The organism is Hymenobacter sp. HSC-4F20, assembly GCF_019599275.1.
Classification (GTDB): domain Bacteria; phylum Bacteroidota; class Bacteroidia; order Cytophagales; family Hymenobacteraceae; genus Hymenobacter.
In genome coordinates this window covers 764,782-790,521 of the sequence record NZ_JAHZTD010000002.1, presented here as the reverse complement: position 1 = coordinate 790,521, position 25,740 = coordinate 764,782, and the positions used below count along the sequence as shown (strand labels likewise).

Annotated in this window: 20 protein-coding genes and 2 tRNA genes; 11 read left to right on the top strand and 11 right to left on the bottom strand. The window is 59.5% G+C overall.

Annotated elements, in window-relative coordinates:
- Positions 1 to 96 precede the first annotated feature (96 nt).
- Positions 97 to 1,095: an NYN domain-containing protein gene (locus K3G63_RS13130; protein ID WP_220614555.1), complete on the top strand. Its 999-nt coding sequence runs from the start codon at positions 97 to 99 to the stop codon at positions 1,093 to 1,095.
- Between the two features lie 161 nt (positions 1,096 to 1,256).
- On the opposite strand, the gene K3G63_RS13125 is transcribed toward K3G63_RS13130, so the two are convergent.
- Entirely contained in the window at positions 1,257 to 1,733 is a 477-nt protein-coding gene (locus K3G63_RS13125; protein WP_220614554.1) for a PaaI family thioesterase, read from the bottom strand.
- Between the two features lie 74 nt (positions 1,734 to 1,807).
- Here K3G63_RS13125 and K3G63_RS13120 point away from each other — a divergent pair, with 74 nt between their 5' ends.
- Positions 1,808 to 2,113, top strand: coding sequence for a DUF962 domain-containing protein (locus K3G63_RS13120; protein WP_220614553.1), 306 nt, complete (start codon positions 1,808 to 1,810; stop codon positions 2,111 to 2,113).
- 15 nt (positions 2,114 to 2,128) lie between these two features.
- Here the strand turns inward: K3G63_RS13120 and K3G63_RS13115 are convergent, their stop codons facing one another.
- Positions 2,129 to 2,569, bottom strand: coding sequence for a GNAT family N-acetyltransferase (locus K3G63_RS13115; RefSeq protein WP_220614552.1), 441 nt, complete (start codon positions 2,567 to 2,569; stop codon positions 2,129 to 2,131).
- 156 nt (positions 2,570 to 2,725) lie between these two features.
- On the opposite strand from K3G63_RS13115, the gene K3G63_RS13110 reads away from it, so the two are divergent.
- Together K3G63_RS13110 and K3G63_RS13105 are read left to right on the top strand one after the other, a co-directional pair.
- Positions 2,726 to 3,217, top strand: coding sequence for a YajQ family cyclic di-GMP-binding protein (locus tag K3G63_RS13110; RefSeq protein ID WP_220614551.1), 492 nt, complete (start codon positions 2,726 to 2,728; stop codon positions 3,215 to 3,217).
- A gap of 91 nt (positions 3,218 to 3,308) precedes the next feature.
- On the top strand, positions 3,309 to 4,079 hold the full coding sequence (locus K3G63_RS13105; RefSeq protein ID WP_220614550.1) for a TerC family protein: 771 nt from the start codon (positions 3,309 to 3,311) through the stop codon (positions 4,077 to 4,079).
- Positions 4,080 to 4,168: 89 nt separating this feature from the next.
- On the opposite strand, the gene K3G63_RS13100 is transcribed toward K3G63_RS13105, so the two are convergent.
- Together K3G63_RS13100 and K3G63_RS13095 are read right to left on the bottom strand one after the other, a co-directional pair.
- Positions 4,169 to 4,981, bottom strand: coding sequence for a J domain-containing protein (locus K3G63_RS13100; RefSeq protein WP_220614549.1), 813 nt, complete (start codon positions 4,979 to 4,981; stop codon positions 4,169 to 4,171).
- Positions 4,978 to 5,406 (bottom strand): hypothetical protein, encoded by a 429-nt coding sequence (locus tag K3G63_RS13095; protein ID WP_220614548.1) that lies wholly within the window; start codon positions 5,404 to 5,406, stop codon positions 4,978 to 4,980. The genes K3G63_RS13100 and K3G63_RS13095 overlap by 4 nt, the downstream gene beginning before the upstream one ends.
- Before the next feature lie 203 nt (positions 5,407 to 5,609).
- Between K3G63_RS13095 and K3G63_RS13090 the strand changes: the two genes are divergently transcribed.
- On the top strand, positions 5,610 to 6,470 hold the full coding sequence (locus K3G63_RS13090; RefSeq protein WP_220614547.1) for a hypothetical protein: 861 nt from the start codon (positions 5,610 to 5,612) through the stop codon (positions 6,468 to 6,470).
- Between the two features lie 67 nt (positions 6,471 to 6,537).
- Here the strand turns inward: K3G63_RS13090 and K3G63_RS13085 are convergent, their stop codons facing one another.
- Both K3G63_RS13085 and K3G63_RS13080 read right to left on the bottom strand, forming a co-directional pair.
- A complete protein-coding gene (locus K3G63_RS13085; protein ID WP_220614546.1) occupies positions 6,538 to 9,231 on the bottom strand; it encodes a T9SS-dependent M36 family metallopeptidase in 2,694 nt (897 codons plus the stop codon).
- 155 nt (positions 9,232 to 9,386) lie between these two features.
- Positions 9,387 to 9,932 carry an RNA methyltransferase gene (locus tag K3G63_RS13080; protein WP_220614545.1) on the bottom strand — a complete coding sequence of 182 codons (546 nt, stop codon included), beginning with the start codon at positions 9,930 to 9,932 and terminating at the stop codon, positions 9,387 to 9,389.
- A gap of 261 nt (positions 9,933 to 10,193) precedes the next feature.
- On the opposite strand from K3G63_RS13080, the gene mutS reads away from it, so the two are divergent.
- From mutS to K3G63_RS13065, 3 genes are all read left to right on the top strand, one after another.
- Complete coding sequence (mutS, locus tag K3G63_RS13075) at positions 10,194 to 12,911, top strand: DNA mismatch repair protein MutS (protein WP_259404495.1); 2,718 nt, start codon at positions 10,194 to 10,196, stop codon at positions 12,909 to 12,911.
- Positions 12,912 to 13,203: 292 nt separating this feature from the next.
- Positions 13,204 to 13,279, top strand: a tRNA-Gly gene (locus K3G63_RS13070).
- A 164-nt stretch (positions 13,280 to 13,443) separates the two neighbouring features.
- Positions 13,444 to 13,526 (top strand) — tRNA-Leu (locus K3G63_RS13065).
- A gap of 63 nt (positions 13,527 to 13,589) precedes the next feature.
- Here K3G63_RS13065 and K3G63_RS13060 read toward each other — a convergent pair.
- A complete protein-coding gene (locus K3G63_RS13060) occupies positions 13,590 to 15,251 on the bottom strand; it encodes an SBBP repeat-containing protein (protein WP_220614543.1) in 1,662 nt (553 codons plus the stop codon).
- 336 nt (positions 15,252 to 15,587) lie between these two features.
- Here K3G63_RS13060 and K3G63_RS13055 point away from each other — a divergent pair, with 336 nt between their 5' ends.
- Together K3G63_RS13055 and K3G63_RS13050 are read left to right on the top strand one after the other, a co-directional pair.
- Positions 15,588 to 16,571: a MoxR family ATPase gene (locus tag K3G63_RS13055; protein WP_220614542.1), complete on the top strand. Its 984-nt coding sequence runs from the start codon at positions 15,588 to 15,590 to the stop codon at positions 16,569 to 16,571.
- A gap of 125 nt (positions 16,572 to 16,696) precedes the next feature.
- A complete protein-coding gene (locus K3G63_RS13050) occupies positions 16,697 to 17,512 on the top strand; it encodes a class I SAM-dependent methyltransferase (protein WP_220614541.1) in 816 nt (271 codons plus the stop codon).
- Here the strand turns inward: K3G63_RS13050 and K3G63_RS13045 are convergent.
- The 4 genes from K3G63_RS13045 to K3G63_RS13030 all read right to left on the bottom strand — a co-directional run bounded on the left by K3G63_RS13045 (position 17,509) and on the right by K3G63_RS13030 (position 24,682).
- A complete protein-coding gene (locus tag K3G63_RS13045; protein WP_220614540.1) occupies positions 17,509 to 18,780 on the bottom strand; it encodes a lipopolysaccharide biosynthesis protein in 1,272 nt (423 codons plus the stop codon). The two genes, K3G63_RS13050 and K3G63_RS13045, sit on opposite strands and share 4 nt — an antisense overlap.
- Before the next feature lie 23 nt (positions 18,781 to 18,803).
- On the bottom strand, positions 18,804 to 20,033 hold the full coding sequence (locus K3G63_RS13040) for a glycosyltransferase (protein WP_220614539.1): 1,230 nt from the start codon (positions 20,031 to 20,033) through the stop codon (positions 18,804 to 18,806).
- Positions 20,034 to 20,156: 123 nt separating this feature from the next.
- Positions 20,157 to 21,770: a T9SS type A sorting domain-containing protein gene (locus K3G63_RS13035; RefSeq protein ID WP_220614538.1), complete on the bottom strand. Its 1,614-nt coding sequence runs from the start codon at positions 21,768 to 21,770 to the stop codon at positions 20,157 to 20,159.
- Between the two features lie 107 nt (positions 21,771 to 21,877).
- Complete coding sequence (locus K3G63_RS13030) at positions 21,878 to 24,682, bottom strand: TonB-dependent receptor (protein ID WP_220614537.1); 2,805 nt, start codon at positions 24,680 to 24,682, stop codon at positions 21,878 to 21,880.
- A 147-nt stretch (positions 24,683 to 24,829) separates the two neighbouring features.
- Between K3G63_RS13030 and K3G63_RS13025 the strand changes: the two genes are divergently transcribed.
- Positions 24,830 to 25,726, top strand: coding sequence for a YicC/YloC family endoribonuclease (locus K3G63_RS13025; RefSeq protein ID WP_220614536.1), 897 nt, complete (start codon positions 24,830 to 24,832; stop codon positions 25,724 to 25,726).
- Positions 25,727 to 25,740: the final 14 nt, after the last annotated feature.

Sequence of the window (25,740 nt, the reverse complement as noted above, 5' to 3'; positions counted from 1 at the left end):
TATCTTTGACCGGGCCCGTGCCCGGCACTTGCCCTACCGAACCAACCTGCCCGCTCTTACTCACACACACCTTTTTGCGCTCAACCCGTTTCCTGTATGAACCAGATAAATAGCCCCCTGATTAGGATAGGCGTCTTTTATGACGGCAATTATTTCCTGAAAATCAGTGATTACTACTACTTCCAGCATGACCGCAAGGCCCGTATTAGCCTGGAAGGTCTTCATGAATTTATTCGACATCAGGTAGCAGAGGAAGAAGACGTAGACGTGCGTCTAAGCCAAATTATTGACTCGCACTTTTTCCGCGGCCGTCTCTCGGCTACGGAGGCCCGCGACAAAGACCGGCTGTTCCATGACCGTCTGCTCGACGATATCCTGATGAATATGGGTATTACCACCCACTACATGCCCCTGAAAACGCGCGATGGCCGTTTGCAGGAAAAAGGCATTGATGTGTGGCTGTCCCTGGAGGCCCTGGAACTGGCTATCCACAAGAGCTTCGACGTAGTGGTGCTAATTGCCGGCGACTCGGACTATGCGCCCCTGATTAAGAAGCTCAACACGGTAGGTACCCGCGTGATGCTGCTGAACTGGGACTTCAAATACACGGACTTTAAAGGAGAGAACCGCGTAACCCGCGCCTCGCAGCAGCTGCTGGAGCAGGCTACCTACCCCGTGCAGATGCACGACATCATCGATCAGGGTATCAACTCCGGAGATGAGCTGATTGAGGCCATGTTTGTAAACACGCCCGAGCCGGTGGCTTTCCCGGCAGCCCCCAAGCCCGTGCGCCCCACCGGCCCCACGGCGGCGGGTCCGGTAGGTACGGTAGGCATCAGCACCATCAAAAATCTGAAGAACGGCTTTGGCTTCGTGGTAATGCCCCCCAATAACCTGTTCTTCAGCTACGCCGATATGGCCGAAGGGGATTTCAATGACCTGCGCGAAGGGGACTGGGTGGAGTTCACCGTAGGCCGCAATCACCGCGACGAGGACTGCGCCCGCAACGTACGCAAAGTAGAAGCCCCCGAACTGGACGGGGACGAATATGATGAGCACGAACACGAGTCGGCCGGCTCGCCCGAACGTCTGTAATTACTTATAATATCCAGGTTCGGTCGCTCTAAAGTCGCCGGACAGCCTGCTTGTGAGTCAGGTTGTCTGGCGGCTTCTTTTTTAGCGGATGGCTCTGATGTTTTAACTGCGCAGATGGGGCCAGCTGAACTGAAAGCTTACCATTTCGCCAGCTCACCACTTTACCCCTGCTCCTCAGCAGGGAACAGTAGTTCGTGAAAGCCGCGCTTGCTGGCTGGGTAGCGGTTGAAGGTGCCCATGCCGCGTGCTACTACCAGGTTGTCGCGGCCCGGACAAATAATCTGAGCACTACTCACAACCAGGGTTTTGCCGCTGTGTTCTACCATCCCCTGGGCCACCAAGGCATCGTGCAGGTACACGGGATGGAGGTAGTTGATCTTGAACTCAACCGTTGATACCAGTTCGCCCGTCGTAAAGGCCAGCGAAAGAGCTGCCGCCCCCAGAGCCGAGTCCATGAGGCCGGCGAGCACGCCGCCGTGGCAAGTGCCGGGGGAGGAGAGATGCGTTTCCTGCACAGCCATGGTGTAGTGCACCTTGCCCGGGTGCGTCACGGTCAGTTCCATGCCATTGGTGCGGCCATAGTGGTTGATTTGGTTGTAGATAGCAAGCAGGGTAGGCAAATCGGGCGTAGGCTGCATGGCGCGAAAAAGCAGGAAAACGAAAGTTGGAATACCTGGAAAAGGTAGAGTACTTTCGGGAAACCCCACCACGCATGTCTGCTTCCTTCCCCTCGTTTGCCGAGTTCTATCCCTACTACCTGCGTGAGCACCAGCAGCGCGGTACCCGGGTGCTGCATTTTATCGGGACTACTTTGTTCCTGACGGCGGTAGTGCTGGCCGTAGTGTGGGCCCGGCCCCTGCTGCTACTGGCCGGCGTTGTGGCTGCTTATGGCTTTGCCTGGGTAGGTCACTTTTTTGTGGAGCATAACCGCCCGGCTACCTTTCAGCACCCCTGGCTTTCCCTGCGCGGCGACTTTCAGCTCTATTGGGATTTGTTGCGCGGCAAGGAAAAGTTTTAAGCGTACTACTCACTGCTACAGCACCCGGCGCATCAGAAAGTGCGGGATGGCGCCAAACAACACGTGCGAGGGGGCCACTACCGTGTAGCCCAGCCGCTGGTAAAACGGTACGGCTGGCTCGCGGGCGTGGAGCACCACCTCCGTAAGGCCCTGGGCGCGGGCCGCCGCTTCTAAGTACTCTAGCACCTGCCGGCCTACCCCCCGGCCCTGCCAGGCCGGATGCACGGCCATAAAGCGCACTTGCCCTTGCTTAGGCCCGGTAGGATGTAGCCGGCCTACCCCGGCGGCGTAGCCCTCCGGCGCCAGCAGCAGGGCATGGGTAGTGGCAGGAGCCATATCGTCGTCGGCCTGCTCTGAGCCCTCGGGCTGCTGCCAGGGCTGGCGGAGCACTTCGTAGCGCAGACGGAAGTAGGCGGCCCACTCGGCCGGGGTACGGGGGAAAGTAATGGCGGGCATAGGGCGATAAGCTATGGCTGAGGCCGTAAGATACTAGCGCCCGCCTGGAACTTGCGGGCTCGTCCGTTTCTGCATTTCGCCGCCTCGCTATCTTTGAGCCTAACCTGCGGCGCGCTGCACCGTAGCGCAGAATTTCCTCTCACCCCATTTTTACCTATGGCCTCCTTCGATATCGTCAGCAAAGTAGATCCGCAAACCCTCGAGAATGCGGTGAATACAGCCAAAAAGGAACTTCAGACCCGCTACGACCTGCGCGACACCAAAGGCGGCATCGAGCTGGATAAGAAAGCCAATACCATCACGCTCAGCTCCGAAAACTCTATGCGGGTGAAAGCCCTGGAAGACATTCTGCTGGCGCGGGTAGTGAAGCAGGGCATCGACGGCACCGCGCTGGATTTCACGGCCGAGGAGCAGGCCAGCGGGGCGCTGGTGAAAAAAGTCATCAAGGTGCGCGCCGGGGTCGATAAGGAAGCGGGCCGTAAAATCATCAAGGCCATCAAAGACGGCAAGGCGAAAGTGGAAGCCCAGATGCAGGACGACCAAGTGCGCGTCACGGCTAAGAAAATCGACGAGTTGCAGGCCGCTATTGCCCTGGTGCGCCGCGCCGACATCGGGCAGCCCCTGCAATTCGTCAACATGAAATCATAAGCTACGTGACTAGTGAGAAAGGCACGGCACGGCGTGACCCTGTACTTTCTCCCCTTATCCCCGTACTTCCTCTCACCACATCGCCGCCTTCATGAATTTCGACTTCTCCGTTTTTTCTAACCCCCAGACCTGGGTAAGCTTGCTTACGCTTACGTTCATGGAAATTGTGCTGGGGATTGACAACATCATCTTCATTTCCATCATCGTCAACCGGTTGCCGCGCGAGCAGCAGCAGCGGGGGCGTACCATTGGCTTGCTGCTGGCGCTGGTATTCCGCATTGGGTTGCTGCTGAGTATTTCCTGGATTGTGGGCCTGAAGGCGCCGCTGTTTACCCTACCTGTGCCGTGGATGGCCGAGGGCTGGAGCGTAACCGGCCGCGACCTTATTCTGCTGGGGGGCGGTCTGTTCCTGATTGGGAAGAGCACCACCGAAATTCACACCAAGCTCCAGGGTGAGGAAGAGGACGAGCACAACACGAAAGGCAGCGCCACGATGGGAGCCGTCATCCTGCAAATTATCCTCATCGACATCGTCTTCAGCTTCGATTCCATCTTAACGGCTGTGGGCCTGGTAGATAACGTGCTGATCATGATTCTGGCCGTTGTCCTGTCGATGGGCGTGATGCTGGCCTTCAGCGGCATCGTGGCTGACTTCGTGAACCGGAACCCCACTATCAAGATGCTGGCCCTCTCCTTCCTGATTATGATTGGGGTGATGCTGGTGATGGAATCCTTCCACAAGGAGATTGAGAAAGGCTACATATACTTCGCCATGTTCTTCTCCCTGATAGTAGAGGTGCTCAACATGCGCCTGCGCAAAAAGGCTGCCCCCGTGCACCTGCGCGACTCGCAGTACGACTAGCCTGGAGAGTAGCCCAGCCTGCTAAGAACGCCAACAGCGCCTGGAACCTGCTTTCCGGGCGCTGTTGGCATTTAGGAAGCCAAGTAAATTCAGGAACTATACAGAAAGTAGAAGACTACCAGTAGCAGCAGGCCGGCACCCACGCTGCAATTGAGTACCAGGGCGTGGGAAGCGCGCGGCCAGGCGCCCACCGCCGCCAGCACGGCCAGCAGCAAGGGGGCGAAAAAGAAGTTGCCGTAGATGCTCACCCGGTCGGCGGGCTGTAGAACTTGACCCTGCACGCCTACCTCCCGGATCTGGCCGAACAAAGCGCTCCGGCGAATGGTAAGCAGCGTGCCCCGGGCCCAGTCGTAGTCGTAGCTGCGGAAGCGGGCGTGCGGGGTCCGGAACGTGTAGTACGTAACCGAGCCGCTCCGGCGCGAGGACATGGAGTGGCGTTCCACGGTCTGGACCTGTTCGCCGCGGTACTCCCGAGTCAGGCAGCAATCCAACAGCAGCAGGCTGCAAAATACCAGCATAAGCTGGCAGAAGCGTTGGCCCCAGGGTGCGTAGCGGGCATATATGTGCGCGTACGGATCGGGGCGAGGGCCTGGCGGCGGGGCGGCCGGATACCGGCGGCGGGCTCGGGCCCGGTCGCGGGAGCTGGCGCTGCCCACTGCCGCCGCCGGAGCTAGCGGGGCCACCGGACGCCGCCGGATGGCCAGGGCAGCGTCGTAGAGCTGGCGGCGCGCGGGCTGGCTCAGCACGTCGTAGGCAGCATTGATGGCCAGGTATCGTTCGTGGGCGGCCGGGTCGGGGGTACGGTCGGGGTGGGTAAGCAAAACCAGTCGGCGGTAGGCCCGTCGGATTTGCTCAGGGGTAGCTTGCTCACTGACTTCCAGCGTTTCGTAAAACGTGCTCATGCCGCCGGCTCCAGCAGTTCGGCTACCGCCTCGGTTTGGTCCTGCACGCGGCGCACAGCTAGTTCCAGCAGCCGACGGTTCAGCTCAGGACGATGGGCGCGGTAGAACCGGGTTTCTGCCGTTGTAAACAGGCCTGTCAGTAAGCCTACTACCGTGTAACGGAGCTTGGTGTTGCGAGTTAGCAGTTCCGCCACGAGGCGCTGGCGCTCGGTCAGGTTCGCCGTACGGAAAGGTACGTGGTGGTCCAGCAGAAAATCGGCCACTGCGGTCAGCAGCCGCAGATTTTGAAGCTTCAATACAGGCCGGAGAGTATGGTGCAGGAAGTCGCCGACAGTAGTAGCCGGATTCATGCCTTGCTCGGGAACCACTGCCGGGCGCAAAGCTACCAGGGCGGCATCAGTCGAAGAATCAGGTGGAAACATCATGCTAGTATACCCTTAACACTTGATGGCGAAACAGCGGGAACTGCTGCTCAGTCCCTATATCCGGTGAGTACGGTAGTAGCCAGTAAAGCAACATGAGAAAGATAAAGCTCTCGGAAAGGCGCTTAAATAATTAATAAAGTATTAACTAAGTATTCATATGAATACTACTACATTAGCCGCACCTTCAATTTACCCTATAACCCATGAAAAAAACGCTATTACTTTCTCCTATCGTTGCCTTTGCAATCCTGCTGTCGTCTTGCGAGGATCACATGAATGGCGTGCAGCCAGTGTCTCAGCCTGGTGTCCAGAGCATCAGCAAAGCCTGCTCCATGTGTATCAATTACTCTGACCTAGCGTACTCCACATCTGCTACGGCCCCGGTGCAAGGAGCCATTACCCAAGGCAGTGTAGTGCGAGTATCCTGGTGGAACAGCCCCACTGCCATAGAGTATGATGTAATTGAGTTGATCAACGAAAGCAGCGGGACGAAATATCTGTTGAATCCTCCCTTCTACGGAGGGCCTGGCAGCAATGGATTGGCCTCTTGCCTAATTCCTACCTATGTACTGGATGGCACTTACACCTTGAAAGTGCATGATGCATATGATCCGGCCAAGTATAGTCAGATACCCGGAATCACGGTAGCAGGGGGGAACAGAGGAACAGTTGATCAGGAGAATGGGAGCCTCATTATCTATAGCCCTACTCAAGGCATCAGACAGGCTACGTATCCCTATGGTACAAGCAAAATTAATTTGCGTTGGTACACAGGTAGCAGCGGTATAGGCTCGAATAAGGTGCGCATTCTGATGATGGGCGGCCATATTACCCAACCAAGCTTCAGTGTGTTCAGCTTAGCGCCAGCAGCGTCGTCCGACCCTAACGAAACAGCCACTGGGGTGCTTTCCCGCTATCAGATTGATAACACCGGCAACTACCTACTTGACACGTCAGGTTTCGGTGCCGGAAGCTATACGGTAGTTATAGAAGCACTCGATGGACAAAACAGAGGTAGATATACCACCGTCTCATTTAATATTCAGGAAGGAATGGATATGTAACAAATCAGAACGGCCCAGTGAAGTCACTGGGCCGTTCTGATTTTCTGATTTAGAGGTAGTAGGTGGCTTAGTGCTGCACCACCACTTTCTTGGTGATGGTACCTTCCGACGTGGTCAGGCGTACCACATATACTCCGCCGGCAAGGTCAGCTACATCAATAGCAACCCCTTCCTGCTGTAGGCGGCCAGCAGACACCTGCTGCGTCCGTACGCGCTGCCCCAGCAAAGAAACTACTTCTACCTGCACGGGAGCAGCACTGCTCAGCTGCGTGCGAACCAGCACCTGCGTGCGGGCCGGGTTGGGGTACACCTCCAGTAGTTTCTCGCTTAGCTGCGGGCGGCTGCTCAGCACCGCGGGCATGTCGAAGGCCGCAGTTTGGTCGGTGAGGCTGTTGGCGCTGCCCTGCCGGGCGCTGAAGCCCAGGCCCCGGCGAGCAAACACCCGCCAGATAATAGCCGAGTTAGCGGCGTTGTTGTTGAGGGAGTCCGCTTTGAGGATGGCATTGCGTCCATCAATAAAGCCAGGGTTACAGGCCTGCAGCTTCAAGCCATCGATAACCAGTTGCAGCGCAATGTTGTTGCCGCCGGTAGTGCCGCGCAGATCCGTATTATAGCCATACTTATCGATCAAGGCCCAGTTCAAATCCCAAAGTGCTGAGGCCCATACATACCCTACGTTGTGAACGGGGACGGTACCGTCGGTAACGGCGTAGCTGACACCACTTACGGTCTTACCGATATAGTCGTAGGTAGCCGGGTTCACAGTCAGGTTGGTGCTGTATGGGTTTGGACGAATGCCGGGCCCCGTAGTTGCCTGGAACTTGGCGTACGTACCAATGCCGCGGCCGGTGGCGCCTACATCGCCCGGCTTAGTTGTCATCCACAGCCCGAAGAAGTCGCTCCAGCCTTCCCCCATCTGCTCGGCGCTGCGCAGGCAGTTGGGAGCTGCTGCGCCCCCCGTCAGGCGGCTTGAAATACCGTGGCCGTATTCGTGAGCAATAATGCCGTTATCGAAGTCGCCGTCGCGGTAGTAGGTAACCCCGCTGGCCGAGAAGCTCACGGGCGTACCCGCCTGCAGAACGGCCTTAATCCGGTCACCATCGGCCTTGGAAATCATGACGCCCGGAATCCGGATGCCAACCGTATCAGCGGTACCGCCGAAGGAAACAGCACCCTGCGTCGCGTTGTTATTGATGATAACTACCATCTTGGCGCCCGCGGCCTGAGCCTGCTGCACTTTTATTACGAAGGTGCAGTCGCCTCGGTCAACCAGCGCAATATTGTCCTTTACGGCCGTTGCATTGGAGTAGGCCGCGCAGCCGTAAGTGGGCGTAGCCGTACCATCGTTTACGAGTACCAGGTTGCCATTGATAGGGCCGGTTTTTGAGAGCCGCCGCGTGAAAACGCCTTCCGCAATGGTAATTGAGCCGGCCAGGTTAGCCGGCGCCGTGATGCTGGCCGAGTTGATAGTCTGGTCCCAGAGGTACATCTGCATCCGCGGATTACGGCCCTCGGCCAAGGTCGAGAAGTTGGCGTTGTTGAGGCTCACCGAAGTAGCAGCGCTGGCGTCCTGGGCTTCGGCAAATACGGCGTCGCCACCCTTGCCCGCGCCGGTGTAGTTGGTAGCCTGGAAGTTACCGCTGGCCTCGTTGAAGCCCTTGCGGGCCATCACGTCGTGCATCAGGTTGTTCCAGTAGAACAGGTTGATGATGGCCGCGTCGAGGTTAGACGTGGCGGCGGTGGGTAGGGCGCTGGTAAAGGGGGCGTCGAAGATTTGGTTGGTTCCACCCTTGGGGGCGTAGCCGCCGCGCCACAGCTCGGTAGTATTGTTGTTGCGGTTGTTACGGTCCTCGTAAGCGTACACGTTGTTGCCGGCCGTGCGCAGGGAGTCGGCGCCGGGCTTACCGTCCACGTCGTGCCAGCCGTAGGGCGAAACTGCCGGATCGGCGGGGTCCGTGACTACCTGGCGGCTGCCGTGGTTGGGGCTTTCCACCGTAATGGGCCACACGTTGTAGCTGTTGCCGGCCGTGGGGCGGGCTGCGGTGGGGGCCGCCGGGGTAGGGGTAGTTACAGCGGCTAAGGGCGCCGTCAGGGGTGCCATGCTGAACTGCTCACTGATTACCAGGTCTTGCTGATCGAGTAGGGCGCCAGTAGCAGCATCTACGCGTACGCTCCAGCAGTTTTGGGCGTGGGTGGGGTAAATCAGCACGTCCCACACCAGCCGCAGTTCGCCACTAGGCAGGGGCAGGTACATAAGCTTCACCGGAATGGTTTCCAGCGAAATACCGGCCCGAGAAAACTCGATGCCAGCTGCCGGAGTTCCGGCTTTTTCTACTTTCAGTCCCTGCGGGGTAGGTAGGTTCAGGGCCCGCGCGGCGGCGGCTACGGCCTGCTCGGCCGTAAGGCCAGGGGTAGCAGGCCGCGCCTGCGCCGCCGTGTTGGCCACAAAGCTGCTGTGCAGGCTGGCCACGCCGCCGTTGGCGTTTAAGTGCACATCGGCTACGGCATTGTAAATTTCTACTCCCTGGTAGCGCTGGCGCAAGTACACGTGCGTAATACCGTTGTGCGCGTCGGTGAAGGAGGTAGTTATGGTGGGGTCCGCTACATCCGCTTTCTTCAGGCCCAGCGCGGTAGTGCGGGCTTGCAGCGCCGCGCGCGCCTGGTCAAGAAGCGCCGTGGATTGGGCCGCTGCCAGGCCTGGTACGGCCAGAAAGACTGCTGCCGTTAATGCCCGCGCCGTAGGAGTAAAAGTTGACTTCATCAAGAGGGGGTAAAGAGGTAAGTAGAGGTGTGAGCAATGGAAGCGAGCTGCCCGAAGAGGCAACTCGTTCAAATCTACACAACAAAATGCTTATTTCACCCCCTTACTTTTAAGTAAATGCCTTGCTTTATTAACAGGCTTGCACTCGGGTTGCCTTATGTTGTCCTGGTGGCCCAGCCTAGCTTGCTAATGAAGTCCCAGAGGACCACGCCGGCGGCCACGCTCACGTTGAGGCTGTGCTTGGTGCCAAACTGCGGGATTTCCACGGCCGCGTCGCAGAGAGCCAGCACCTCGTCCTCCACCCCAAACACCTCATTGCCCATTACCAGGGCGTAGGGCCGGGCTGGGTCAGGCTGAAAGACGGGCAGCAGGTGGCTGCCGGTAGTCTGCTCCACGGCTACTACCACGTAGCCCGCAGCTTTCAACTGTTCAATGGCGGCCACGGTGCTGGGCGCGTACTCCCAAGCGACGGATTCGGTGGAGCCCAGGGCCGTTTTGGTGATTTCGCGCTGCGGCGGACGTCCGGTGATGCCACACAGCCATATTTTCTCGACGGCAAACGCATCGGCGGTGCGGAAGGCGGCCCCCACGTTATGCAGGCTGCGCACATTGTCGAGCACTAGGGTCAGGGGGAATTTTCGCGTATTTTTGAAGTCTGCTACCGTCAGCCGGTTCAGCTCTTCCATGGAGAGTTTGCGCATAGGAGCAAAGGTAGGAACGCCCGGCCACGCAGCGGCTGTTGAGCCTGCTGCCGGCCCGCGGCGCGAAGCTCCAGCTGCGCGCGCCGTTGTCCAACGCCTGGTGCCCCAGCACGGCCCTTGTTGCCTCCCACGATTCGCGAAGCTGGAGCTTCGCGCCACATTCCGCTTCCGCTAGTGAAAACTGCTACTTCCAAGCCCGATAAAAAACCTATCCGCACGCACGGCTCCCTTGGGCCCGCGCCCGTAGTTGATACGCCGCTGATGAAGCAGTACTATCAGCTCAAGCAAGCGCATCCCGGCGCCGTGCTGCTGTTTCGGGTAGGCGACTTCTACGAAACCTTCGGGGAGGATGCCGTCACGGCCTCCCGCATCCTGGATATTACCCTGACCAAGCGCGGAGCCGGCACCTCGTCGGAAACTCCGTTGGCCGGCTTCCCTCACCACGCCCTCGACAACTACCTGCCCAAACTGGTGCGGGCTGGGCAGCGCGTGGCTATCTGCGACCAGCTCGAAGACCCCAAGCAAGCCAAAGGGCTGGTTAAGCGCGGTATTACCGAACTGGTAACGCCCGGCGTGAGTCTGCACGACAACGTGCTGGAGCGCAAGAGCAACAACTACCTCTGCGCCGTGCACTTCGGCAAGCAGGAAGCCGGTATCAGCTTCCTCGACATCAGCACTGGGGAGTTTCTAGTGGCTCAGGGCACAGTAGAGTACCTGGGCAAGCTGCTCCAAAACTTCCAGCCTGCCGAAGTCCTGTTCTGCAAAAAAAGTCGCCATGAGTTTGAGGGGCACTTCGGCCCCGATTTCTGCCACTATGCCCTCGATGAGTGGGTGTTCGGCTTCGACTACGGCCACGACACGCTCACGCGCCACTTCAATACCACCTCCCTCAAAGGCTTTGGCATTGACGGGCTGCGTGAAGGTATTACGGCCGCGGGCTGCATTCTGCACTACCTGGCCGAAACCAAGCACACCGACGTAGGCCACATCGGCAGCATCGGGCGGCTGGAAGAAGACAAGTATGTGTGGCTCGACCGGTTCACTGTCCGCAACCTGGAGCTGGTGCAGCCTCAGCACCCCGGCGGCGTGCCCCTCATTGATATTCTGGACCAGACCGTGACGCCCATGGGTGCCCGTCTGCTGCGCAAGTGGGTAGTGCTGCCCCTAAAGGAGCCCGCCCAGATTCAGCGCCGCCTCGACACAGTAGATGCTTTGCTGCAAACGCCTGAGCTGCTGGAAACCCTGGTGCAGCACCTACGCCAGATCAACGACTTGGAGCGCCTGATTTCCAAGGTGGCCGTGCGCCGGGTAAATCCCCGGGAGCTGCTGCAGCTGGCCCGCGCCCTGGAAGCTATTGGGCCCATCCGGGAGCAGCTGGCAGCCTCGGGGGTGCGGGCCCTGCAAAAGCTGGCTGACCAACTCAATCCCTGCGCCGCCCTGCGCGAGGAAATCCGGGTGAAAATCAAGGAAGACGCGCCCATTCTCACTAACCAAGGCGGGGTGCTGAACGATGGGGTTGACAAGGAACTGGATGAGCTGCGTCAAATGGCCTTTTCAGGTAAAGACTACCTCTTCCAGCTTCAGCAGCGTGCCGTTCAGGAAACCGGCATCGGCTCCCTGAAAGTAGCTTATAACAAGGTGTTCGGCTACTACCTTGAGGTGACGAATGCCCATAAGGACAAAGTGCCCGCCACCTGGATTCGGAAGCAAACCCTGGTGAATGCCGAGCGCTACATCACGGAGGAGCTGAAAACCTACGAGGAGAAGATTCTGCATGCCGAGGAGCGCCTGTTCGTCATTGAGCAGAACATCTACAACGAGCTGGTGCTGTTCGCCGCCGAGTACGTGGCCCAGATTCAGCAGAACGCCCGCGCCATTGGTGTCGCCGACTGCCTGGCTTCCTTCGCTGCCACGGCCCGCCAGCACCGCTACGTGAAGCCCGTGGTTGATGACTCGACTACCCTCGACATCACCGCTGGCCGCCACCCCGTTATTGAGCGCCAGCTCCCTCCCGGCGAGCAGTACATCCCCAACGACATTCGCCTGGACCAGGAAGATCAGCAGATTGTGGTGATTACGGGCCCGAACATGGCCGGTAAATCGGCCCTGCTGCGCCAGACGGCCCTGATTGTGCTCCTGGCCCAAATTGGCTCCTTCGTGCCCGCCGATGCGGCTCATGTCGGCGTCATCGACAAAATCTTCACTCGTGTAGGCGCTTCCGACAACCTGAGCAAGGGCGAAAGCACCTTCATGGTGGAGATGACCGAAACGGCCTCTATCCTCAACAACCTCTCCGACCGCAGCCTAGTGCTCATGGACGAAATCGGGCGGGGTACCAGCACTTATGATGGCATCAGCATTGCCTGGGCCATTGTGGAGCACCTGCACAACTCGCCCAAGGCCCGCGCTAAAACCCTGTTTGCTACCCACTACCACGAGCTTAACCAGCTAGCCGACGACTGTCCGCGGGTGCGTAACTACAACGTGGCCGTAAAGGAGGCCGACGGCCGCATTCTGTTCCTGCGCAAGCTGCGCGAAGGCGGGTCGGAGCACTCTTTTGGTATTCACGTAGCCCGCATGGCCGGTATGCCGACCTCCGTGGTGTTACGCGCCAATGAAATCATGCATCATCTGGAGCAAGAGCGCGCCTCGGCCGGCTTGGATACCAATGTACCCACGGAGTTCGACGAAGTGCTGGCTGGGCTGACAGATGCTCCTGCCACGGGCAAAGTAGCGCCCCTCAACGGGCACTCGCCAGCTACGGAAGTGGCAGTGCGCGGCCCTAAGGCTCAACCAGCGGCGGCGGTGCACAACGCTCCGCGTCCGAGCCTGCAGCTCAGCATGTTTGAGCCCGCCGATCCGGCCCTGGAGCGAGTACGGGAGCTGCTGGAGCAGCTCGATGTAAACACTCTAACCCCAATTGAGGCCCTGCTAAAGCTCAATGAGCTAAAGTTGACCGTGAGCGGCAAGCCCACCTGATGAGCTGTTGGTTTTGCCCAATACTTACCACACCTGGCCCGCCGTTCCAGTGACGAAGAACTTTTGCTTCGCTACTGGAACGGCGGGCCGAATTTTGGCGACCTGATAGGAGGACAGTACCATGGTTAGTCCGAAATCAGACTTTTTATCTAAAATTTTTCTGCCTGAAAATCAGTAAAAAAGGCGCTGAGCCAAGAAAGAATGACGATTTTTTTTGGGGTGCCTCTTGACTTCAGGATTTCCTGTGCTACCTTTGTCACATCAAAACGCCACTACGGCGCCAAGATCAAAAGCGAGAGTAGCTCAGTTGGTAGAGCGCGACCTTGCCAAGGTCGAGGTCGCGAGTTCGAACCTCGTCTCCCGCTCCAAAAAGACCCTGCTAAACGGCAGGGTCTTTTGCTTTATATCGGCTCCTGGACAAGCCAGCCCATGAAGGGAACCTTCGCAACTTAAAAGGCCCCGAGTGCTTCAGTATTTAACGTTTTTAGAGTTACTTTGCTGCGCTGCATCGTTAATGGTGTTATATAAACCTGCCAGAGTGGTGTAATGGTAGCCACGAGGGACTTAAAATCCCTTGTCTTCACGGACGTACGGGTTCGAGTCCCGTCTCTGGTACGAAAAGCCCCTGGGTACTATGCCCAGGGGCTTTTTCTTTGGACCTCTACTATGTGCAGGAGGCTACTTCACTTCTACGCTCCGACTGTAGCTGGTACCGTCAGGGGTATAAAGCTTTAGCACGTACAGGCCCACAGGCAGGGTAGCGCAGTCAAAGACAGCCTGTGCCCGACTGCCCGTAGTGGGTAGGAGAGGTTGCGTAGCCACAAGATGCCCCTGGACGTTGTGCAGCAGCGCTTTACCAGCCAGCAGCAAGCCTGGGGCAGTCCATTGCAGGCCAACTGTAAGACGGCCCCGCGTCGGGTTCGGGTACACTTCAAGGGCCGGCTTGCTCTCGCTGTTGCCCGATGGCTGGGAAGTCTGTTCGTGCAGGCGGGCTACGAACCCATCGGTGCGGCTACCCGTCTGGAGGGTGATTTTGCCGAACGTGGCGGCCCCGGCCAGGGTGCCCGTCAGGTAAAGCTTGCCGGTCTGGTCCTGGGCGATACTGGCCGCCGTGCAGCTGCCGCTGCTACCCAGCGTTTCGGAGTAGGTGATAGCGCCACTGGGCTGAACGCCGTAGAGCACCGTCTGGGCTTCGTAGGCGGCGTTTAGCCGGCGGCCAACCACGGTACAATACCCCTTAGGAGTAGCTGTGAGGCAGGTGCTGTACTCTGCGGCGCTGCTCCCTACTGACTGCACCCACTGCAGTGCCCCGGTGCGGGTGTAGCGGGCCACAAACTGGTCGGACTCCCCGGTGCTGACCAGCGGGTGCCCCCCGAGCGCAGTGGCGTCGTAATAGTTGCCGGCGGCGTACACGTTGCCTTGGGCATCAGTAGCCAGGGCACTAATGTAAATGTACTTGTTGCCCGAAGCGCCCCCCTGCCGGATCCATTGCAGGCTGCCCGATGCGGCGTTAAAGCTAGCCAGGTAGGCATCGGCCCCGGTAGTGGTGAGGGCTGCACCGTCCAGGGTAATATCATTATTGAAGAAGCCGCCTACCAGGCAGTTGCCCCGGCCATCAAGGGCTACATCCGAGCCGCTGGCGCCGTAGGTAGAATAGTTGCCCGATACTTTCGCCCACGCCACCGCCCCGGTAGCTGTGTAGCAGGCCACATACATTACCCGCCGGCTGTTGCCCACGGTCTGGTTCCCGAACCGGATGCCACCGTAGTCTGATTGGCCCGTGACGTAGCTATTACCCGCGGCATCGGTGGCAATAGCATAGCCGTAGCAGCCAAACTGCGGAATTCCAAAGCGCTCTACCCACTGCACTTGCCCTCGGCTGTTAAACTTAGCTACCAGGGCTGAAGTAAAGTTGGGGTCGAAGCTGCTGATGGTTTTAGAAGTGCCGTAGCTTACGGTACCGTTGAAGTTGCCAATCACATAGGCGTTGCCGGCCGCGTCCAGCGCAACATCGGTTCCTTGCGCCTCGGTCGTCGGGTAGTACGACGGAGTAGTGGGGCTGTGCCCAAGTTGGGTGGCCCACAGGGCATTGCCCGCCGGGTTATATTTCACGAGAAATAAGTCGGTAGCGCCCCGGCTGGTGAGCGTCAGCCGGCCAAAGGCGGCCGTGCCTTTAAAAGAGCCCGTAACATAGCTATTGCCTGCTGCGTCGGTGATAATTCCTCGGGCCGAGACAACGGCCCCGGAGCTAGTGAGCTGGTTAACCCAGTGCCAAGCAGGCTGTGCGGTTGCGCAATAGCTGCCGAGTACCAGCAGCAAAAAGAGGATACGTGTTTTCATGCGGAAATAAACCAGGGGTGGGAAGGAAAGCAGGGCGGAGCAATAGGGAAGGGCGCAGCGCGCAGCCTAGCGCAGAGAGCTTGGCAAAGACTTATACCTCAAAAGGTTAGCGCGGTAGGAGCAGGGTAGCCGAACAAGGCTGACAACACACAAGATCAACAGCTTCACTACATTAAATATAGAGAATGTTACGTTGTTATATGCTAGGGCGCACGTGTTTTTTTATAAAAGCGGCGGCCTTCCGTCAGCTAGCCGTGCAGCTTCCTGGCACTGGCTTTTGCGGCGTAGTGAGCGGGTTTCTCTACCTTTAAGCTTCCTAGACCTGTTTGCTTCCGTATGACGCCCACGCCTTCCGCTTCGGCTCCCGATTACCAGCAGAAAATCAAGCAAGTGTTTGCTGAGGTAGGCAAAGTAGTAGTGGGACAGCACTACATGCTGAACCGCTTGCTTATTGGCCTGTTTACGGGCGGGCACATCTTGCTGGAAGGCGTGCCGGGGCTGGCTAAAACACTTACAATTAGCACCCTGTCAAAGGTGCTGCACCTGCATTTTCAGCGCGTGCAGTTCACCCCCGACCTGCTGCCCTCCGACCTGGTAGGCACCATGATCTACAACCAGAACCAGTCGGAGTTTGAAGTAAAGAAGGGCCCCATCTTTGCCAATCTAGTGCTGGCCGACGAGGTGAACCGTTCCCCAGCCAAGGTGCAGAGCGCCCTACTGGAGGCTATGCAGGAAAAACAGGTGACCATTGGCGAAACCACCTACCCGTTGGATTTGCCGTTTCTGGTGCTGGCCACCCAAAACCCGGTGGAGCAGGAGGGAACCTACCCGCTGCCCGAGGCCCAGGTCGACCGCTTCATGATGAAGGTGTACGTCGATTACCTCAAGAAAACCGACGAGCTGGAGGTAATGCGCCGCATGGCCAACATGAGCTACGTGGGCGAGGTAAGCCCCGTGCTGACCAAAGAGGATATTTTTGGTATCCGCCAGCAGATCAATCAGGTGCAGATTTCGGAAACGCTGGAAAAGTACATCATTGAGCTGGTGTTTGCCACCCGCAAGCCCGCCGAGTACGACCTTACTGAGTTTCAGCAGTACGTGCAGTTTGGCGTTAGCCCCCGGGCCAGTATTGCCCTGCACCGGGCAGCCAAAGCGGTAGCCTTCCTGGATGAGCGCGACTACGTGCTACCCGAGGACATCAAGGAGGTGGCCACCGACGTGCTCAACCACCGTATTCTGCTCAACTACGAGGCCGAAGCCGACGGCATCCGCACCCAGGATATGATTGAGGCGATTCTGCGCAAAGTTCCTATTAGCTAAGCGGTGCGTAAGTGAAATGGTGAGTTCGTGAAATGATGGGCTTCATGCATTAGCTGCGTTACAGACGCAAGCGGAGTAGCATCTATTCATACAAAGACTTAATCACTCAGTTACTATTTCAGCACTTGTCACGACTTACCAAAACCCTGCGCGGCCTGGGTAGCCTGCTGCGCAACCCGTGGCTGCTAAACCATGTATTGGCCGCCGACGAAAGTGCCTGGCGGACTCAAGCGCTGCGCCACGGCGCGCGCTGGTCATTAACCGCCGCGGGCCTACCCTTAGTGTCGTTGCCCGAGCTGCTGCCCGCCGCCGGCGAAACCGTCCGGCCCTTTGCGTTCCGGGATGGGGGCTCCCTGCCTACGGATCTGGCTCTGCTGCGGGCCCTGTTGCGGAAGGTGGAAAACGGACGCTACTTCGAGATTGGAACTTGGCGCGGGGAGAGTGCCGCCAATGTAGCGGAGGTAGCCGCGGAAGTATATACCCTCAATCTGTCGGGGGCGGAACTGCGGGCCCGCGGGGCCGATGAGCGCTACGTGGAGTTGCACGGCTTTTTCTCGCGGCCTCTGCCCGCGGTGCACCATCTGCACGGCAACTCGGCTACCTACGACCTAAGCCCGCTGGGTACCTTCGACCTCGTGTTCATCGACGGCGACCACCGTTACGAAGCCGTGCGCACTGATACGCGGCGTGTATTCCAGCACCTGGTTGGGCCCGAGACGGTGGTGGTGTGGCACGACGCCAGCCGGCAGCCAGGCCAGCCGCGCTGGGAGGTAGTGGCGGGCATTCTGGATGGGCTGCCCGCTGATGCTCCAGGGCAGCTCGTACAAGTTGGCAATACTCTCTGCGCTTTGTACACGCCCCACCCGCTGCCGGTCCGAACCCCAGACCCGTGGGCCGACCCAGCCCCCTGGTTTGAGGTAACCGTGAAGCCGGTTGGCTAGGCGCGGCCGGCCCTGATCAGCTGCCAGTAGTAGACCACATCGGCCGGGCGGGGCAGAAATGCCGTGAGGGAGACGCCGGTAGCCCGGCGAAACTCTAGCAGCAGGTAACCAGTGGAAGCGGTGTAGGAAAGCGTGGCGGCCAGCGCCGCTCCCCGAATGCCGAAGCGCGGAATTAAAACTACACAGGCCAGCAACGTAACGCCCAGCCCCACCACCGAGGCCAGGTTATTGATACGGTAGCGGGCCAGTCCGGCAAAGTAGCTGCTTACCAGCATCTGCACGGCCATCAGGACCGTGCCGGGCGCCAGCAGCACCATCACCGGGCGGGAGGCCCCAAACTCTGGCCCGAAGATGCCGGTGAGAACGGCCACCGGTAATGCAATAAGAGCCACTACCGCCGCGGCCGTGCCAAGCACCGTGAGGCGGGCCACTCGGAGCGCCGAATTGGGTAGGGGGCCGGCTGCTGCGGAGTGCACCAAATCGACGTACTGCACCAGGGCGGCGCTGCGCGGAATCAGCCAGATTGCTTCCACCAGCGCCACCCCCACCGACAGCACCCCCACGGCCCGGACATCGGCGTAATGGGCCACAAAATAGTAGCCGAGGCGGTAGTTGGCGAAGGCCAGAATGTTGGAGAAGTGAGCCCCCCGGCTGTGGCGGGCCAGCTCCCGGGTAGTGGCCCGCAGCCGGCGGCCCAGGCGCCGGCGCCGGTCGGGCTGCCTCAGCAGCGGGCCGAAGCTTAGCAGCAGCGGCAGCCCGTAGGCCAGATAGGACACTATATAATAGGTGCGCACGGAAAGCCACGGTTCGCCCGCCTGAAACGCCACGAGCAAGCCCCCGGCCAGCAACGCTACCTGTCCGAGTTGGAGCAGGTTGTAGGTGGTTTCGCGCCGCCGGCCCAGCACCAAGGACGTGTTGATGGAGAAAAAAGCCTGCAGAATACTTAGGCCAGCCAGGTGCCCCAGGTATTCCGTACCGGGCTGACGCAGGCCCGCTACTGCCCCCGTTCCTAGCGCGCAGACGACCACCGCCCACCCGTAAGCGGGTAGCAACAGGTGCCATAAGTTGCGGCGTGGGGCCAGATAAATAAGGGAGGAGCCACCTAGCAGCCCAATGAACAGCAGCAGCGCCGCGCAATCCGTCACGAACAGGCTAACGGCCCCGCGCCCCGCGGCACCCAGGTAGCGGGCCGTCAGCCAGACTACGCCGAAGCTGAGTAGTGCCGTGCCCAGGCGGGTAGCAAAATTGTGAGCAATGCGGCGCAGCATAGGTAGAGAAAGCGAATGGGCGGCTAAGATGCGTCCGTTTTCGCCGCCAGACGCTGAGCCTCAGGTAGCAGGCTGGTATAGAGGGTAATAAATTGCCGGCCCACCTGCGCGTAGCCGCAGCGCCGCTCGGCGTCGGTTCGGAGCAGATTCGCATCCACTACCAGCCGCCCCTGTAACAGATCGGTAAGCGCCCGCGTGAGGGCGGCTTCGTCATCGGGGGGAACCAGCACGCCAAAGGTACCGGCAGGCTGAAACAGCTCGGGTACGCCGCCAGTGGCCGGACCAATTACCGGGCAGCCGGTGGCCCGGGCTTCCAGCAGCACGCAGCCAAAGGTTTCAGCCCGGCTAAAGGAAACCAGGGCGGCGGCGCGCTGCATTTCCGACGCCACGGCCGGGTGCGGCAGCTTTCCCAGGAAGGCAACCGTACCATCCGCCAGCAAGCCTAGCTCGGCGGCCAGCCGGCGCAGGTGCGGCTCGTCGGGGCCGTAGCCGGCCAGGCGCAGGCGCAGCGCCGGCCACTGGGGCCGCAGCCGGGCTACTACCCGCAGAATGCCACTGATATTCTTTACCGGCTCATGAAACGCTGAAACAACCAGCAGCCGCCCGAACTCCCTCGGGGCAGGCGCGGGGCAGAACAAGTCGGTGTCTACTACATTAGCCAGCACTACGCTGCGTGGGTTAGTAAAGCCCAGCCCGGCCATAGCGTCCCGCAGGCTTTCCGACACGGTGTGCAGCGTCGCAGCGCGGCGCACGACCAAGCGGGTGAGGCGGGCGCGCAGCCAGCTAATGTGCCCGGCACGTTCGGGTAGGTATAACGTCCAGTGCTCGGTAATGAGGTAGGGAATGCCGTGACGCCAGCGCTGCCACCACGCCCACAGGCCGGTGCGCAGCAATACGTGCACATGAACTAGGTCGGGGCGGGCCCCCCAGTGGCGCTGCAGGCGGCGGTAGCCCCGGGCTAGGCACCAGTAGTAGAGCCCCAGCTTCAGGAGCTTATCCAGGGGGGGCACGCCCGTCAGGCGGGCGCGGTAGTAGTATCGTAGGGTAGGTACGGGGTCGGTCAGGCTTTCTTCGCACACCACAAGGCCGGGTATGGGACTCCGGGCTACGGTGGCCAGTAGCACGGCTGGGTGCCAAGAGGGGGGAGCCGCCTGCGCAATGGCCGCCACGTGTCGGGCTACAAAGTCGCCGTCCTGGTCGTCGTAGCCGTGGGGATACCACTTGGGCAGGTGCAGGACGCGGGTCAGAGACATGCGTGCAAGTTAGAAGGTGGCCGGCAGAAGTAGGCCGCCGGAGCCCCTATCCTTAAACCAAAAGAGCCGGCCACCCGAAGGTAGCCGGCTCATAACCGGATAGTAGGAATAATGAATAGAGAATTAGTTGGCTACCACGAACCGAACCGACTGGGTGGTTTCGTTGGTGCTAACTGTGGCCACGTACACGCCAGCGTGCAGCGTTTCAGGCAGAGACACTTGCTGCTGTCCGGCGGCCAGTTGGCGGTCCGTCAGGACGGTGGCTACCTGGCGGCCGGTCAGGTCGAGGATGCGCACCGTGGCCGTGCCGCCCCGCTTCAGATCAAAGTGCAGGGTTGTTGCGCCGGCCGTAGGGTTGGGGGTTACGGTTAGCTGCTGGAGCTGGTCGGACTTGGGCCGGCTGCCCAGCACAATGCCCGAGGTGTAGGGGGTAGTCTGCGGGTCGAAGTTGGTCCAGCCCTGGGTCCAGTCCTGGGTGCCAAAGGCCCCACGGAAGTTCACTTTATCAAAAAAGGCATCCGTTACCTTGGCATTCGTGAAGTCGGCACCGCTGAGCAGGGGCGAGGTAGCACCGGGCAGCACCAGGGGGTTAGTCAGGGTATAGGTTCCTTGCTGGAACTGCAGGGTGCTTTCGGCGGCGTACACCGTATTAGCCCGGCTGGCTTCCTCGAAGAAGCCCTGCACGTTGTAGGTGCCACCGCTTTGCTGCGCGTAGTTGGTGGGCATGCCGGCCAGTACGTCGTTGCGCAGCTGCAACTCGCCGCTGGTGGCGTTGGCCTGGGAGGCCGAGCCGTCGAGGAGCAGGCCGGTGCGGTAGCCCGTAAACACCGAGTTCAGGATAGAAATAGCCGAGTTACGACGCAGGTGCATGGCGCTGCGCACATTGGTATTCAGGTCGGCGGTGCGCTCCACGATGTCGGTTACGTTCGAGAACACCGGGGCCGTTTGGGGCGTGGCCGTGGTGCCGTCCTTGTTGTTGTCACTCTCGAAGCCGTTGGAGCCCGATACGTCGCCCACGTTGGGGTCGCGCAGGGAGTAGGCGTACTGCACCTTGCCGCGGAAACCGTTATCAGTATCCCAGTTGTCGTCGAGGGTACGGAAAGCAATCAGGTGCTTGGCATTCACGGTGCCGCCAAACCACTCGAAGGCGTCGTCGCCGGAGTAAGAAATCTGCACGTAGTTGATTTCCGTGCCGGCGCCTACGCCACCCAGGGTCAGACCGTTGATTTCCGTATCGGGGGCGAAAGCAATGCCGGGAAACTCAATGCGCACGTAGCGCAGAATGCCCGAGTTATCGTTGGGGTCTGTGCCACCGAAGTTAGAGTCGGGGGTAGCCTCCACAGTGGGGTTGGTCAGGTTCACTGGCGCGGAGCCGGCAATTACAATACCACCCCAGTCGCCACGGCGACGGTTGCCGGGGGCCTCGTTCGAGGTGAAGACGATGGGCTGCTGGGCCGTGCCGGCCGCTATCAGCTTACCCCCGCGCTGTACTACCAGGGTCGCCTTGCTGGTTTTGTCTCCTTTAATAATGGTGCCCGGCTCAATGGTCAGGGTTGTGCCCGGCGTTACGTAAATAAAGTTGCTTTTCAGCAAGTAGATATTCTTATTCGACCAGGTGGTGTTGGTGCTAATATTCGTGGTGATTTCTACTACCGGTGCGGCCGTTTGCGCCTGGGCCAGTGAGCCAGCCCCGAGCAAAGTAGCGGCCAGTAGAACAGGGAGTAAAAGCTTTTTCATAGGATGAAAGAGTGGTGGCTGAATGACGAGGCAAAGGTCAGGAACACAAACGCCCGCCGGGTTACGGCGGGCGTTATGTTTGTGTTAGGCGGGTGTTACCGTTTTGTTTACAAGCGGAAGATCAGGCCCAGCGTGTAGTACGAGCCGCGGCGGAAGCTGGAGAAAACCGGGTCGGCGGAAGTAGCCTTCTGGTTGAAGTCACTGTCGCGCACAAGGCGGGTGGGCTGGTTGAGCACGTCCTGAATACCAGCACGAATGTCGAGGCGGCGGGCAATGGTTTTGGTGGCCGTCAGGTCGAGCACGTTGCGGGGCACCTCGTAGAGGCTGCCGTTGTCCCGGTCGCCCACGAAGGCAATGCGCGGCCCGATAACGTTGTACTGGGCCGAAATCTGCCAGCCCCGCTCGTCGTCTTGGTAAAACAGGCCCGTGTTAATCACGTAGGGCGACTGGCCTTGCAGGGCCCGGCTCTGAATCTGGCTGCTGTCGGCGTCGCCGCCCAGCGTTACGCGGCTCTTAATCCAGGAGGCGTTCAGCACGACCCCCAGCCGCTGCAGGAAGGGCGAGGCCGACTCCGTGAACGATTTGCGGGCTTCTACTTCCAGGCCGTAATCGTAGGCTTGGCGGGCGTTGGTGTAGGTCAGGGTCAGCAGGTCGCCGGTGGCTTCCTTGATAATGCTTTCTACTGGCCGGTCGAAGTGCTTGTAAAAGGCAGCCACCGATACCATTTCGGCGCGCGAAGGGTAGAACTCGTAGCGCAGGTCGGCGTTGTAGATGGTGGCCTCGCGCAGCTTCTGGTTGCCTTCCACCAGCCAGTTATTGGCGAAGTCGAAGTACTGGAAGCTGGCCATTTCCCGGAACTCGGGGCGGTTGACGGTGGTGCTGGCCGCCAGGCGCAGCAAGGAGCGTTGGGTGAAATTGTAAGCCGCATTCAGCGAGGGGAGCACCACGGTGCGGGTGTAGCCGTCGTTGTACTCGGGAGCAGCGGCCACCTCAATGCGGCGGCGGTTGTTTTCCAGGCGCACCCCACCCGAGATGTTAAACTTGTCGGAAATGGGGGCTACCAAGCTCACGTAAGATGCCAGCAGGCGGTTGGTGCCGCGGTAGTTATCGGTGGGGCGGGTGCCCTCGCTTACCACCAGGCCGGTTACGGGGTCGAAGTTCTCGGGGCGGAAAATCGTTTCGATGCCTTCGCGCTCAATGGAGCGGCGGAAGGTTTCCTCGTTGCCGCGCACGTTGGAGAAGAAGCGAGCATCGAAGGTGCGGTCTTTGTTTTCGGCGTAGAAGCCCACCCGCAGTTTGTACTCGTTGGCCTTGGTTGTGTCGCGGCCCGTCCAGCGCTGCTCCAGCTGGCCGCTGCCGGCCACCGTATTTTCGCTGAGGGTAGAGAAGAAGCGGCTGGCTTCAAATAGGTTGCCCTGGGCCGGAATCTGGATGCGGAAGGGCTCGGTGTCTGGGTCGCTGAGGTAGCGCAGAGAGCGGTAGCGGCGGTAGTCAGGCTCGTTGCGGTTCACGTAGTTGTAGCCGCCCAGCCAGGTCAGGGTGGTGCGGGGCGTCAGGTCGTGGGTACCCTGCAGCTGCCCCGAGTAAATGGTGCGGCTCATGTAGCGCAGGGCAAAGTCGCGGCGGTCCTGGTCGCGCTCCAGGTAGGCGCCGCTGCGGGCTACTACCTGGTCCTGGCCCATCTGGTTCAGGAAGTTGCGCAACTCCAGGCGGTTACGGTCGTTGAGGCGCAGCTGCCAGTTATGAATCAGGCCCAGGCGCACGTTCGTGTTCGACTGCTTGTCAATGAACTCATACTTGGGCTTGTAGCGGCCATCGGCTTCGCGCTGCTGCTCATAGTCGTTGCGCGTCACGTTGTACTGCTCGCGGGTGTTGCTGTAAGACAGCGAGGTAACGTTGCTCAGGTACGCCTGCCCGATTTCAAACTTACGCAGCAGCCCCAGCGACAGGCGCAGGTCGGGTAGGGCTTGGCCGGTGCGGGCTACCCAATCGTTGCGCAGGCTCTGACCGAACCGCGCCGACTCCGAGCTGCTCACGCCCTGACCTACTACCACGCTGGCAGGAGCGTTGTTGGGCAAAGAGCGCCGGCCGTTGTCGAAGCCCAGCACATCGGTGCTGCTGCCCTGCGTGTGGCTGAAGTTCTGGAAGGTAGTGTTGGCGCGGTACGAGGAGGAAATAGAGAAAGTAGTCCCGTTTTCCAGTACTGAGTTCTTTGTGTACACCTTCACTACCCCGCCCCCAAACTCGCCGGGCAAATCCGGGGAGCCCGACTTGAAAATCAACACCCGGTCAATTACCGAAGAGGGCAGAATGTCAAAAGAAAAGGCGCGGGTGTCGGTTTCAGCCGAGGGCGTCAGCGCGTCGTTAAGCAGCACCGTATTATAGCGCTCGGCCAGGCCGCGTACTACCACAAAGTTGTTGGCTTGAATTGTTACGCCCGGAATCCGCTTCACTACCTCGGCCGCGTCGCGGTCCATGGTCTTCACAATCTGGTCGTTACTCATGCCGCTCACCACTACCTCGGCCTTTTTCAGGTCCTGGATCATGGCTACTTCGGTGCCGGTCTGCTTCTGTCCGGTTACCACTACCTCCTTCAGGGCCTGGGCATTTTCTTCCAGGGCACCGTTAAGGGTAGTCGTCTGGTCGGCCTGAATCTGAATGCCGGTGAAGGTAAGAGGCCTGTAGCCAATGGACTGAATAGTAATGGCATAGGTGCCAGGGGATAGTTTCAGTCGGTAAGAGCCGTCCAGCTCCACCGGGGCGGCTTGGGTAGTACCGGTCACTAGCACCGTGGCCCCGATGGCGCCCTCCCCCGTTTTTTTATCGGTTACTTTCCCACTCAGCGTACCTTGCTGGGCTAGAAGTAAGTGGCTTAGTGTCAGGAAGAAAAACAGAAGTAAAGACCGCCGCATTGCCAGGGTTTAGAAAGGTTTCACAAAGCTAGACTGACCCTGTTATGCTAATATTGTGGGTAGGTTATGCTTATGTTACCGCCCCGGTAAGCCCTTCACCCGCGGCGGGAAACTGCTACTTTTGCCTCACTTTGCCCCCATCTGCCCATGTTGCTTTCCATGACTGGCTACGGTATTGCGCACCGCGAAACCGACCGCTATTCCGCCACCGTCGAGATTAAGTCGCTTAATTCCAAGACCTTGGACTTGAGCCTGCGCCTTCCCCGGTTTCTGCTCGACCGGGAGTTGGAAATCCGTAACCTGGTCACCAAGAGCCTGATCCGGGGCAAGGTTAACCTCAACTTGGACTTCACGCGCCCGCGCGCAACGGGCGCGCAGGGTTCTATAGTGAATACCGAGGCTCTAATGGTGGCCTGCCGTGAGCTGCAGGGCTTAAGTAAGGTAGTGGGCCTGTCCCTGGAACAGCTTACGGCCGTGGCCCACGCCCTGCCTGGGGCCCTGCGCATCCCTACTGATGCCACAGCCGCCACGGAGGAAGAAGAAGAAACACCCTGGGAAGAGCTGCTCCCGCTGCTTCAGCAGGCCCTGGACCGCGTCAACCAGTTCCGCCGCGACGAAGGCCAGGCCCTGACTACGGAAATCCTAGGCTACGTGGACCGCATCCGCATCCTGCTGGCCGACGTGGAGCGCCACGACCCCACTCGCATTGAGCAAGTGCGGCAGCGGCTGCAAAACCACCTGGCCGAGGTAACCAGCAGTGAGCATTTCAACCCCGTGCGCTTCGAGCAGGAAATTCTCTACTACATTGAGAAGCTTGATATTGCCGAGGAAAAAGTGCGGTTGATCAACCATTTGCACTACTTCGCCGAAACGGCCGGCCTGCCTGAGCCCACCGGAAAGAAATTAGCCTTTATTTCGCAGGAAATTGGTCGGGAAATTAACACCATCGGCTCCAAAGCTAACGACTCTACCATCCAGCATTTGGTCGTAAGCATGAAGGAAGAGTTAGAGAAGATCAAGGAACAAATCAACAACATTCTTTAAGTACTAGAGGCGAG